This is a genomic window from Falcatimonas sp. MSJ-15 (assembly GCF_018918265.1).
Lineage (GTDB): Bacteria > Bacillota > Clostridia > Lachnospirales > Lachnospiraceae > Falcatimonas.
Genome location: NZ_JAHLQC010000020.1, coordinates 13,099 through 25,199 on the forward strand (window position 1 = coordinate 13,099; position 12,101 = coordinate 25,199).

Consider the following 12,101-nt stretch of genomic DNA (forward strand, 5'->3'; position numbering starts at 1 on the left):
TCTCCTTATTATCCAAAGTAAAATCCATTAGCAGGATTAAGCGTAAGTTCTCTGAATATCTGATTGACTGCCGCTTCATAATCTCCTCTTGTATTAGCTTTTCTTATCTTCTTAAGATACTTGTCTGCGTCTTCAAACATAGCTCCCATATAGAACCACATCTCTTTCATCTTAAAGACTACGCTTCTCTGATCCTGTAATAGTTCATAATAATCTCCAAATACTCTGTCATGGAACGACCTTAATGTGTCTTTATCAAGTGTATAATCACCTGTCTTTATATCATTAACAAGCTTTGGATTGCCTATTATTCCACGTCCAATCATCACTCTGTCAAGTTCTTTATAATCACTTACAAGCTTGTCATAATCATCTTTTTTAAAAATATTACCATTATAACATACTCTGTTAGTGCTAAGTTTCATCGCATCTGCAAATACAGCCATATTAGGTGTATTCTTATAGTAATCTTTTTGAACTCTCGGATGTATTATTAATTCTTCCATTGGATACTTGTTAAATATATTAATAAGCTCATAGAATTCATCCGGTGAATCTTTGCCAAGTCTTGTCTTTAGAGATATCTTAATATCACATCTGTCAAATATCTCTGCAAGGAATTCATCTAACATCTCTCTTTTTGCAAGGAAACCAGATCCTTTGAATTTGGATACAACTGTTCCTGACGGACATCCAAGGTTAAGATTCACTTCCTTGTAGCCAAACTGTTTTAGCTTATCAACTGTTGTTATAAAGTCTGTGGCATTATTGGTTAATATCTGTGGAACAACTTCAATTCCTTCATTATTCTCTGGAAGTACATCTCTAAGTTCTCTTGATTTTAACCCTTTGTGACTTGTCGCTGCTATGAATGGAGTAAAGTATTTGTCTATATCTCCAAAGAAATCTCTATACGCATTCCTGTATATATACCCAGTTATCCCTTCCATCGGTGCAAGGTAAAATTGCATATTTTATTCCTCTCTTTCGTATTTTTAACTATATTTACAAAAATAAAATTTTACACAATTCCAACTGCTTTCTTGGCAAGTCTGTCTGCTTCTTCATTACCATCAACACCTGAATGTCCTTTTACTTTTACAAAGTGAATAGTTATCTTATCTTTGACTGACTGGATATAATTGTAATAGTCTATTGTTCCTTTTTTATTACGTTTCCATGAGCCTGTCGCCCACTGTTCTATTCCCATATAGTCATAATATATCGCTATCTCTGTAAGGTTAAGTTCTATCGCTCTCTTAATAGCTGCCATACTTCCAAGCACTTCACCTGCAACATTACGCATTGATGCCATCTCGGCATCATTACCTGAACCTTGTAGTACTTCCTTAATTCCATCATGCATTAAGAATCCACCATATCCATAAGTTCCTGTTGACTGATTGAATGAACCATCTACAAAAGCATATATATTAAGTGGCTCTTTAGCAACATTTTTCTCTATATTTGTCTTTACAGCTTCATTATTAAGGTATTCTAATGCTTCTTCTCTTGTCTTAAAGCTCTTATATTCCGCCGCCGAGTATCCTTGAACCTGACTCTTACATTCGTCCCATTTCATGAATATCCCTGTCTTTTTACCTTTTCTGACTGCGTAAAATTTGGAAGCCATCTGTATCACTCTCCATTTCATTGATGTTATTTTGTTCTCTATAATAGCACATTATGTGGAAGTGGTCAAAAGGCTATTAATCTAGGATTGTAATACCATATCAGATAATTAAAATATGATTTTTTGCGAAATAAACCACAGTATTAATATATGTAGAATATAGAATATGTAGAAAAAGTATTTAATATTATATCCTTTTTTACCATTATAACTTAATATCATAGGAAGTGCTCCAATCATCATAAAATAATAATTTTCACTAAATAAATCTCCTCCTATATTCATTGGCGATATTCCTATTACTGTCTCTAATATATATTGTAGACATTCTGTTAATCCATATCCTATATAAGGTATTATTTTACGTATTTTTATCAATATTGTAATTATTATATCTGATGCAAAACATACTTCATATATAGACACATATATTATATAATATATTGCTGTCAATCTCTTATTATTATATGAATAGTATAATATAATTCCAAGAACCACCCATATAATACCACCTTCAAGTGTCATTACACTGCCTAATATAGCTGGTAAAAGATAGAAACAGAACGTTTCACTTGCAGCACTTGATGTTGCCGCACATATTGCACATATTATATATGATACAATTTGATATATCGTATATATTGTTACATATTTTTTATATTCTGTATTATTTTCTTTTTTTAATTGTAGAATACTTATTATACATGCCATGGCAAATAGTGTTCGCAAAAAATTTAATTCTACTTGCGTTATCATCTGTACAACAGCCATTCCAACACTCGCAATATATAACCTTTTTAAATATTTTATTCTTGATGAAGTGTTAAATATTGCATTTACAACACAAAAAACAAAAATCAGTGCTGGTAAAACTGCTACTTTTCAATTTTCTAATATAAAAAGTAACACTGAATTTTATATTGTATTTGAAGGAGATTCTTATTCATTTACCGGTTACATAAAATAGTATGAAAAAAAGTGCAAGCCAAATGGCTGCACTTTTTTTCATATTCTACATATATCAATTTCTAATTACATACCGCTATGTATAATCTTCTTCTCAAGTCTATCACCTTTAAGTGTATATTCAGTTGCAATATATACTCCATCTCTATATGCATATGTCTCATTATCGTCTTCATAATGTACATATCTTCCTTCACCTGGATATGTAAGTATCTTAATCTTATCTGGTGTAATATCTTCTGTTGAATTAATCTCACCGTCTGCTACCGGAATTATTGCTCCTGCTTTTATATATAATGGCACTTTATCAAGTGGTGCATCTGCAAGTATGTATCTTCCGCCTTCATATTGCTCACCTGTATAATAGTCATACCATATTCCTTCTGGAAGATATACTTCTCTTGCCATCTTGCCTGCTGCCACAACAGGTGCGACTATTATATTACTACCAAGCATATATTCATCTGATATATTACGCACATTTTTATCCTGTGGATATTCATATACAAGTGGTCTTACTATAGGTTCTCCACTCTTCTCACATTCTCTTGCAAGATCATATATGTATGGTATGAATCTATATCTTAACTTAATAGTTTTTCTAATGGCATCCGTAGTCTCTTTACCGAATCTAAAAGGTTCCTGATGACGTGTTCCCATAGCTGAATGATTTCTAAAAAATGGTGCAAATACTGCTGCTTCATAGAATCTTACAAGAAGTTCCGGTGTCGTATCACTTCCAAAACCACCTATATCACTTCCACACATTGCCATTCCACTTATTGACAGATTGCATATCTGTTCAAGTGAAAGACTTATATGTGACCATATACTATGATTATCGCCTGTCCATCCACCACAATACTTCTGGCTTCCTGCGTATGCAGCTCTTGTAAGAACAAAAGGTCGTCTGTTATTATCATGTCTTGCAAGACCTTCGTATGTAGCTTTTGCCATAAGATGTCCATATACATTGTGAATCTTTGCATGAGTTCCCTTATCAAACTTTACATCATCTGGAAGTGGTCCGTTAAAACTTGCCGGTTCGTTCATATCATTCCATACACCACGAATTCCATTATCGAGAAGAACCTGCATCTTCTCACCCCACCATCTTCTCACTTCTTCTTTGGTAAAATCAGGAAATACTGCTGTTCCCGGCCATACTGCGTTCTCATATACGCTTCCATCTGCGTCATGTGCGAATGCATCCATCTTCATACCTTCGTTATACATATAATAGTTCTCATCTTTTTTTACACCCGGATCTATTATGGATATAAGCTTTATGCCCTGTAATGCAAGTTTATCTGACAATTTCTTAACATTAGGGAACTTCTTATCATCGAATGTAAATACTCTATAACCATTCATATAATCTATATCCATGTGGATTACATCCAGTGGTATATCATTGGCTCTGAATTCATCAGCAAGGCTGCTTACTTCGTCCTGTGTAAAATATCCCCATCTGCTCTGATGATTTCCATATATCCATCTCTGATAGAGTGGTGTTGTTCCTGTAAACTGTGTATATGACTTAACAACTGCTGCCATATCATCTCCCGGAATAAAGTAGTAATCAAGTTCTCCTTTTTCATGCTCTATATAATAATATTTCTCATTCTCATATCCAAAATCAAATGTTGTCTTGTATGTATTATCTGCAAATATTCCATAACAATAATCATCACCAAGTACCATAAAAAATGGAATTGATTTATATAATGATTTGAAGCTGTCAACATGTGGTGCCGGATCATCTGTATTCCAGTTAATATATGAATATCCTCGCTTGTTAAGTGTTCCCGGCTTATCGCCTAGTCCATATATTGCATCTTCTTTTTGAAGTTTTTTGATTATTGTAACTTTCTCATCATTATCATCTGTTTCTTTACCAACTGTATGTCCTTCAAGTTCAACTATCGCAAGGTCTTCGTATGGATTCTTAGCTTCCTTTATACGCTTGCCATCATAATCTGACATAAGAAGTCTTCCCTTATAGAATACGTCTGTTAACATATTATCTTTTATATTAATTACGATATTACCACTTGTCAGAGTATATCTGATATCATTATCTTCACTATTCTCAGTTACTGTAACATTCTTAACCGGCTTTGCAGTCATATTCTCAATCGCAAAACTCTCTATACTCTTATTCTCTGATATACGGACTGCGTCATTGTCATATACTGTTATATACAGACTTCCTGTCTCATAGACTAATTCCGTAACACTTCCATCTCTAACTTCTCTTAATAGATTCATAATTATAACCTCCTTGATATCCTGATAATTAATTGTAAACTCATAATTATTAATACATACAACCTTTATTCATATTATAATACTTGCTACGAATTTCATATAGCAGTATAATATTTAAAAATAGGACAATATTCACTTTTTTATATTGTTAGAAAATGCTATTTTGTAATCACATATTTAATCATACTAATTGTTACATGCTAAAAAAGGAGGATTTTTATGCAGTATATTAATTATAGAGAACATGCTAGTCATGGTAATGATTCATTTCCTGTCGCATTTTATTATTTTAAGAAGAATCCTGTAACCTCAAGTTTTCCATATCACTGGCATCCTGAATGGGAGATTATTCATGTTATATCAGGTACTCTCACTCTCACATCATGTGGTCAGACTATGTCTATTACAAGTGGCAATTATTATCTTGTAAGTTCAGGTGATCTGCACAGTGGTGAATGGACTAACTGTGAATATGAGAGCATTGTGTTTGATTTTAATACTATTATAGGTTCTCTTTCTCTCTCTGATTCTTTTGACAGACTTCATCTTAAGAATAATATTAATGAATTAATCTCAGCTGTTAGAATATGCGAGAAACTATTTGAGCTAATTCATTCCTGCCATAGCTATATTAGTTCAGGCACTATTGATAAATATAATATTAATGCTAATGATATTCATAGTAGTATTAATACTGATTATATTCATAATAATATTATTGATAATAGCAATGTTAATACTAAAGATATTCATATCGATGACAGCGATATTGATTTCGATAATATGAATAAATTCATTTTTGTAAGTTATCTATTTGCTTTCTTTGGTGAACTTGATGCACATAACTTCTATCAGAATCCGTCTGAAGATTCTATGCATTATCTAAGATTATCAGACAGCATAAAACCGGCACTTTCTTATATTGAGAATCATTACAGTGAGAATATATCATTAGATGATCTCGCAAGAACTGCCGGATTTAACAAAAGATATTTTTGTAAAATATTCAAATCTCTTACTACCAAGACACCGATAGAGTATCTTAATCTCTACCGAATCAATATTGCTAAAAAGATGCTTCTTGACAATTCCACAATATCTGTAAGTGAAGTTGCTTATGCTTGTGGCTATAATGATTCAGCTTACTTTATTCGTATTTTCAAAAAAACTCTTAATACAACACCTGCTAAATTTCAGTCTCTAATGTGAACTACCACCATCTAAAGCCAAAGTGTAAAAAGCACCATCTAAAGCCAGAGTGTAAAAAGCACCGTCTAAAAGTAGTGGAGGTGCACTCTGGCATATAAAAAATCGTAACTTAAAAATCGTATGTTAATAAGAAAAAGGTGCTTTGCCTCAACGTTTTTTCAATCGTTAAAGCGACAGCACCTTTTTATATTGTTGATAATTTTTATATTGTTTGTACTTTTTATATTTTTACATTACTATGCCATCTTGTTTGCTTTTTTATATTTATAAAGCATCTCTGCATGATTCTGTTCTTCTATCTGGATATCTGCAAGTACTTTACGGACTGCAGGCTCACCAAATACAAACACATCTGAGTTGTATTCTCCTGATACAAGTTTCTCAGTTCCAATACAGTCTGTTGCAAGGAAGCAGTCATTTTTCTTATCTTCACTATCTGTTACGTCTGCATAGTTTCCTTTTGGACTATATTCTTTGCCTTTAGAATCATTACAGTCACAACATGGTGTATCTCCGTTCAATACTTTAGTAAGCGTCTCTAAATGTTTTCTCTCCTGCTCTTCAATATTCTTAAAGATTTCTTTTAATTCTTCATCTTTTGCTTCTTCTTTGTATCGTGAATATTTCTCAATACATGCTTTCTCCTGTGTCTGTAGATCTTTGATTATTGTTGTCTCTTTTTCTGTTAATATCATATACTCTACCGCCTTTCTTATTTTAACAGTAGTAGTATGTGATATTTTTTCTATTTTATTCAGATATTTTACTTATCCAATTATATAATATATTTTATATTAAACGATTAAGTGTTATATCATAACTTAATTTTACTTCTAGAGTACAACCAGATTCTTACATTTCAAATTTTAATTTTTACTAGTATTTAATTTTTATTAGTATTTAATTTCTATTAGTATTTAATTTCTATATTGTAATTTAGATCTCTACATTTTTAACATCATGGAAGTAGTTCATTATAAGTTCAACCATCTCTACATTTATCTCTTTTAAGACTTTGCAATCCTTATAATCTGGATATCCTCCGGCACCTGTCTGCCTATAGTTATTAATACAGATTGTATATGTCTTATCTGCTTTGACAGGCTCTCCATCTATCTCCATCTTAGTAATTCTGTCACCTATCTGTCTGTATGGATCTATACTATAATCCATTCCATAGTAGTAATCATAATTATAGTGTTCTATTTTCGGAATTAGGAAACTGTCCGCCACCGTTACTTTTCCATCTCGTATCTGAAAATATTCGGCACTTCTCTCACATACATTCTTAAGTTTACGTCCTGTTATCTCAAGTACAACAAGTGTATTAGGATATGGATATGTAGCTATTACATCTCTTGTGCTTACTTTTTTATGAAATCCTGCTATCTCATTAGCAAGTCCTACTGCTGACAATTGTGCTCCCGAAGCATGAATCTGTACTCTGTTAAGAAACTGTGCTATTCCACTTCCATTAAGTGCCATAACTACTTTATCTTCCGGAAGAAGATCTCTGTTGATATAACCTATTGGTCTGTTTAACCATTCCTGAACTTTGCTTTCGAATTCACCAAACATCTTAGTTAATCTGTCATCTGCTTTCGCATCTGCCGCACATCTTATAGATGTTATCTTAATATCATCTCTATCATATACTTTTATCTCTATCTTATGAAATTCTTTAGCATATTCCATAGGCTGTACCACATAAGTTCCTGATATATATCTTCCATCTACTGACATATGCTGATGTCCTGTAAGTAAAAGATCATAATCAAGTTCTGTACATATCTTATATCCAACATTCTCTGTTGTATCTGAAAGCCTCTTTCCGGTATCTAAATCGCTTTCAAATCCACCATGATATATACATATATTAACATCTGTCTTACCTCTTAGTTCTTCAAGAGCATTCTTAGCAGCTTCAAATGGATCTGTTATTATTATGTCTTGTATGTTTTCTTTTTTTTCCCATACATTAACATAATCTGTAACTATTCCTACTATTCCTACTCTAAGTCCATTAGGCATTGTCCTAATGATATGCGGGAAGAGAATACTACCTTCCCTGTCAGTAACATTCTCACACAGACATCTTCCACTATGACCTGATATATATTCTCTCATATATCCTGTACCATAATTAAAATCATGATTGCCAAGTGTATAGTAATCATAACCGGCTTCACTCATTATCTTTGCTATCTCTGCACATGATGATCTCTCCTGCTCGCAATAAAAATTAAATGCTGAACCTTGAAGTATATCACCACCATCTATTGTAAGTGTATCTTCATCATGTATAAACTGCGAATAGCACTTAAAAAGACCTATATTCTTCTCTTCCATATCTCCGTATGTTGTCGGATAAAAATATCCATGAACATCAGAAGTATAATTAATATTTATTTTTCTCATATCTTCACCTAACCACGTACAAGCTTATATCTTATCTTAGTCGATGCTACTTCTATTAAGAGAATGAGCACAATAAGTCCTGTTAGTATCGCTCCTACCTGATTCCATTTGTATGCATTCATGGCAAATATAAGTGGTGAACCGATACCACCTGCACCTACAAGTCCAAGTACTGTTGCATCTCTAAGATTCATGTCAAAACGATATATTATTGTAGACATAAAGTCTGCATATAGCTGTGGAAGTATTCCATGTCTTATCTTCTGAAATGTTGTACATCCTGCTGCATCCATTGATTCTAAGATCTTCTTATCAAGATTCTCTATACTCTCAATGAACATCTTACTTACCATACCAATTGAACAAAGTGACATTGTCAAAAGTCCTGCAAATGGTCCAGGTCCTACAACTCGTATAAATATAAGTCCATAGATGATTGCAGGAATTGTACGGATTGCCATTATAAAGAAACGGAATATAAGTGCAACCGGTCTTGGAACTATGTTAACTGATGCAAGGAATGAAAGTGGTACTGACAATACAGCTCCGACTATTGTTCCAAGAAAAGCTATACATACTGTTTCAAGTAATAGATATGCAACACCTGATGTTGTCATATTAAATAAAAGTCCTGTATCGGGATGGAATATACCATACATAATATTACCTACTATACTCATACCACTTCCACCTGATACATTTGCCTTAATTCCTGAACCTGACCATGCTATCAAAAATACTATTATTAAAGCTATAATTAGCTGCATATACCATCTTTTTGGCTCTTTTTCATACATCTCGCTAATCTTCTTATTCATATTAAGGCTCCTCCTAAGTTAATTTCTTTCTCATATAATGAGTCAGAGCTTCTATAATCAATACTGTTCCAAATAATACTATAAGTATTGTTCCTACACTGTCATATTCTCTCCAGCCAATCTTCTCATTAAGAATAATTCCAAGTCCGCCGGCACCTACATATCCAAGGATTGCTGCATATCTTACATTACCTTCAAAGCAGAATAGACATACCGAGAGATATGATGGAAGAACCTGTGGCATAATTGCTGTTGTAAATGCTTTTGTCTTATTAGAACCCATAGCTTCCATAGCTTCAAATGCTCCCATGTCTGCTGTCTCAATAAGTTCATATAACTGTTTTCCAACGTATGCGAATGTGAATACTGTTATCGCAAATGTACCTGCCATTGTTCCAAGTCCCCATATATATGTTCCGATAAGTGCGGCAACAAGTGTTGGTATTGTTCTTACTATACTTAAGAATACTTTTATCACTGCAAGTATTACTCTGTTATGAATTACATTATTAGATGCAAGTATTGCAAATGGAATTGCAAGTATACTTCCAAGAAATGATCCGATAAGTGACATCTTAATTGTCGCTACAAGTGGATCCCATACACTGTTAATGTATCCAAAGTTTGGTGGACAAAACATCTGTCCAAGAATTACGAAGAACTGATCCATGCCATCTACAAGTGTTGCAAAACTAAATCCTGTTATATTAACAGATATAATTGTTGCAATTATTATAAGTGCAATTATCAGTGGTGTTCTTGTAATCTTTTCTTCAACAACTTTACCATTAGAGAGTGTAATCTTTTTTGGTTTGAAAATTTTATCATAGATTCCCATTAGATTTCCTCCTATTCAGTTGGTAATTTACCTGCATATATTGTATTAAGAACTTCTGGTGTAACATCTTTTGATGGTCCATCATATACAATCTTACCTGCTCTTATACCAATAATTCTGTCTGTATATTCAAGTGCAAGTTCTACATGATGTATATTGATTAATATTGATATATTCATGTCTTTATTGATCTTTTTAAAATCATTCATTACCTGCTTAGCTGTTACAGGATCAAGTGCTGCAACCGGTTCATCAGCAAGAATAATCTCAGGATTTTGTGCAAGTGTTCTTGCAAGTGCAACTCTTTGCTGTTGTCCACCTGATAGCTGATCTGCTCTTATATATGCTTTATCAAGAATTCCTACTTTATCAAGACATTCAAGTGCTTCTAATTTATCTTCTTTTCTAAATATTCCAAATAATACTCTTAAAAATGACATCTCTGGTACTTTTGCCATTAATACATTACGGATTACTGTTGTTCTGTTTACGAGATTAAATGACTGAAATATCATTCCTATTTTTCTACGAAAATGTCTAAGTTCTGCACCTTTTAGATTTTTTACTTCCTGATTATTAACTATAAGTTCTCCATCTGTGATATCATGCATTCTGTTGATTGTTCTAAGAAGTGTTGATTTACCTGCTCCTGACAGACCGATAATACCTACGAATTCGCCCTGTTCAATGGTTAAGTTTACATTATCCAGACCAACTGTGCCATTTGGATATACTTTTGATACATTTTTAAACTCAATCATGTTTTACTCCTTTTGTTAGAAATATTTACCTTAACAGTAATTTTGGGAACTGTCAAATATAACAATCCCCAAAATTAGTTAAAAAATATTATTCAAGTGTGTCTGTTACGATTATTTTGATAACTCTTTAATTAATTTCTGAGCATCTCTTTCTTTATCATAATCTGAAGACTGTGCTTCCTGGTATCCCTTGTGGCTGTAAATTGAGATTACTTCTTTGCCTTCATCAGTATTACCAATGTTAATTAAAGCTTTCTGAATAGCTGCTTTTAAGTCATCATTCATATTCTTTGAATTCTTACTTACGCATACTGTATCATTGTAGATTGGATCTGTAACACCAATTACATTAGTGTCTTCCCAGATTGAATTCTTAGCACCAAATTCTGATTCCCATTTATCTTCATAGTCACGTCTTACGTCTGCATAAGCTAAGATACAGTCAACCTGTCCTGATGCAAGTCTTGCAAGTGCACTTGCGTATGAATCTGACTGTACTGCACTTGATAGATCTGTAAGACCTTTACCATATTTGTCTTGTAACCATAATGATGGATATACATAACCTGCTGGTGATGATGATGACATTACGCCCCAGTTAGCACTGTCTAATTCATCCCATGTAAGTTCTTTACCTGAATTAACGATTTCTGCTAATTCCTGACCTTTTTCTGATGGTCCTGCTATAATTAATGCTCTATATGATACAGCCATCTTATCTGTCTGTTCAGTTGGTTTGCCATCATTCCAATCTGCTGCATTATCAGAGTCTTTATTTAATCCATTTCTCTGTGCTGTAAGTATTACATCTGCACCGTCATCATAAAGTACATATGTACTTCCTGGAATAAATCCTACATCTGCAGTACCGGCTGCTAAAGCTTCTCCTACTGCTTCAAATGTTGTACCAACTGTTATCTTTACATTGCCTACTTCATATCCCTGTTCTGTAAGTTCTGTCTTAAGCATGTCTCCTAATGGTTCTGTTGCTGTTATGATCTCGTCTGGATCTCTTGATGGAACAAAGTATACATTTAATGTATCTACTTTCTTATCGTTGCTTTGGTCAGCTGACTTACTCTGTCCACATCCTACAAATGTTGTTACACACATTGTTGCTGCTAATAATGTAGCAAATAATTTTTTCATTTTTGATTTCTCCTATCTTCTTTGCTCAATATGGCATT

General features: G+C 33.1%; 11 protein-coding genes. 1 reads left to right on the forward strand and 10 read right to left on the reverse strand.

What is annotated here, in order from left to right; translation table 11 throughout:
• Positions 1-8: 8 nt before the first annotated feature.
• The 4 genes from KQI85_RS13770 to KQI85_RS13785 form a co-directional block, all read right to left on the reverse strand.
• Positions 9-971: a tRNA-dihydrouridine synthase gene (locus tag KQI85_RS13770; protein ID WP_216576653.1), complete on the reverse strand. Its 963-nt coding sequence runs from the start codon at positions 969-971 to the stop codon at positions 9-11.
• A 50-nt stretch (positions 972-1,021) separates the two neighbouring features.
• Entirely contained in the window at positions 1,022-1,633 is a 612-nt protein-coding gene (locus KQI85_RS13775) for a viroplasmin family protein (RefSeq protein WP_216576654.1), read from the reverse strand.
• Between the two features lie 108 nt (positions 1,634-1,741).
• Entirely contained in the window at positions 1,742-2,404 is a 663-nt protein-coding gene (locus KQI85_RS13780) for a hypothetical protein (protein WP_253293908.1), read from the reverse strand.
• 261 nt (positions 2,405-2,665) lie between these two features.
• On the reverse strand, positions 2,666-4,870 hold the full coding sequence (locus KQI85_RS13785; RefSeq protein ID WP_216576655.1) for a TIM-barrel domain-containing protein: 2,205 nt from the start codon (positions 4,868-4,870) through the stop codon (positions 2,666-2,668).
• 219 nt (positions 4,871-5,089) lie between these two features.
• Between KQI85_RS13785 and KQI85_RS13790 the strand changes: the two genes are divergently transcribed.
• Complete coding sequence (locus KQI85_RS13790; protein WP_216576656.1) at positions 5,090-6,079, forward strand: AraC family transcriptional regulator; 990 nt, start codon at positions 5,090-5,092, stop codon at positions 6,077-6,079.
• 236 nt (positions 6,080-6,315) lie between these two features.
• On the opposite strand, the gene KQI85_RS13795 is transcribed toward KQI85_RS13790, so the two are convergent.
• The 6 genes from KQI85_RS13795 to KQI85_RS13820 all read right to left on the reverse strand — a co-directional run bounded on the left by KQI85_RS13795 (position 6,316) and on the right by KQI85_RS13820 (position 12,063).
• Positions 6,316-6,774, reverse strand: a complete 459-nt coding sequence (locus KQI85_RS13795) for a ferritin-like domain-containing protein (RefSeq protein ID WP_216576657.1) — start codon at positions 6,772-6,774, stop codon at positions 6,316-6,318.
• Between the two features lie 241 nt (positions 6,775-7,015).
• Positions 7,016-8,497 carry a bifunctional UDP-sugar hydrolase/5'-nucleotidase gene (locus tag KQI85_RS13800; RefSeq protein ID WP_216576658.1) on the reverse strand — a complete coding sequence of 494 codons (1,482 nt, stop codon included), beginning with the start codon at positions 8,495-8,497 and terminating at the stop codon, positions 7,016-7,018.
• 8 nt (positions 8,498-8,505) lie between these two features.
• The gene (phnE, locus tag KQI85_RS13805) at positions 8,506-9,315 is read right to left on the reverse strand and encodes a phosphonate ABC transporter, permease protein PhnE (protein WP_216576659.1); all 810 of its coding nucleotides are present in this window, start codon (positions 9,313-9,315) and stop codon (positions 8,506-8,508) included.
• Between the two features lie 13 nt (positions 9,316-9,328).
• Complete coding sequence (gene phnE / locus KQI85_RS13810; protein WP_216576660.1) at positions 9,329-10,153, reverse strand: phosphonate ABC transporter, permease protein PhnE; 825 nt, start codon at positions 10,151-10,153, stop codon at positions 9,329-9,331.
• An 11-nt stretch (positions 10,154-10,164) separates the two neighbouring features.
• Entirely contained in the window at positions 10,165-10,914 is a 750-nt protein-coding gene (phnC, locus tag KQI85_RS13815) for a phosphonate ABC transporter ATP-binding protein (RefSeq protein ID WP_216576661.1), read from the reverse strand.
• Positions 10,915-11,025: 111 nt separating this feature from the next.
• On the reverse strand, positions 11,026-12,063 hold the full coding sequence (locus tag KQI85_RS13820) for a phosphate/phosphite/phosphonate ABC transporter substrate-binding protein (protein WP_216576662.1): 1,038 nt from the start codon (positions 12,061-12,063) through the stop codon (positions 11,026-11,028).
• Positions 12,064-12,101 lie beyond the last annotated feature (38 nt).

What these genes read in the sequence shown, in the direction of transcription:
- KQI85_RS13800 (WP_216576658.1), bottom strand. Translation starts at nt 8,497, where the DNA reads ATGAGAAAAATAAATATTAATTATACTTCTGATGTTCATGGATATTTT.
- KQI85_RS13785 (WP_216576655.1), bottom strand. Translation starts at nt 4,870, where the DNA reads ATGAATCTATTAAGAGAAGTTAGAGATGGAAGTGTTACGGAATTAGTC.
- phnC (WP_216576661.1), bottom strand. Translation starts at nt 10,914, where the DNA reads ATGATTGAGTTTAAAAATGTATCAAAAGTATATCCAAATGGCACAGTT.
- KQI85_RS13820 (WP_216576662.1), bottom strand. Translation starts at nt 12,063, where the DNA reads ATGAAAAAATTATTTGCTACATTATTAGCAGCAACAATGTGTGTAACA.
- KQI85_RS13780 (WP_253293908.1), bottom strand. Translation starts at nt 2,404, where the DNA reads ATGGCTGTTGTACAGATGATAACGCAAGTAGAATTAAATTTTTTGCGA.
- KQI85_RS13770 (WP_216576653.1), bottom strand. Translation starts at nt 971, where the DNA reads ATGCAATTTTACCTTGCACCGATGGAAGGGATAACTGGGTATATATAC.
- KQI85_RS13795 (WP_216576657.1), bottom strand. Translation starts at nt 6,774, where the DNA reads ATGATATTAACAGAAAAAGAGACAACAATAATCAAAGATCTACAGACA.
- phnE (WP_216576659.1), bottom strand. Translation starts at nt 9,315, where the DNA reads ATGAATAAGAAGATTAGCGAGATGTATGAAAAAGAGCCAAAAAGATGG.
- phnE (WP_216576660.1), bottom strand. Translation starts at nt 10,153, where the DNA reads ATGGGAATCTATGATAAAATTTTCAAACCAAAAAAGATTACACTCTCT.
- KQI85_RS13775 (WP_216576654.1), bottom strand. Translation starts at nt 1,633, where the DNA reads ATGGCTTCCAAATTTTACGCAGTCAGAAAAGGTAAAAAGACAGGGATA.
- KQI85_RS13790 (WP_216576656.1), top strand. Translation starts at nt 5,090, where the DNA reads ATGCAGTATATTAATTATAGAGAACATGCTAGTCATGGTAATGATTCA.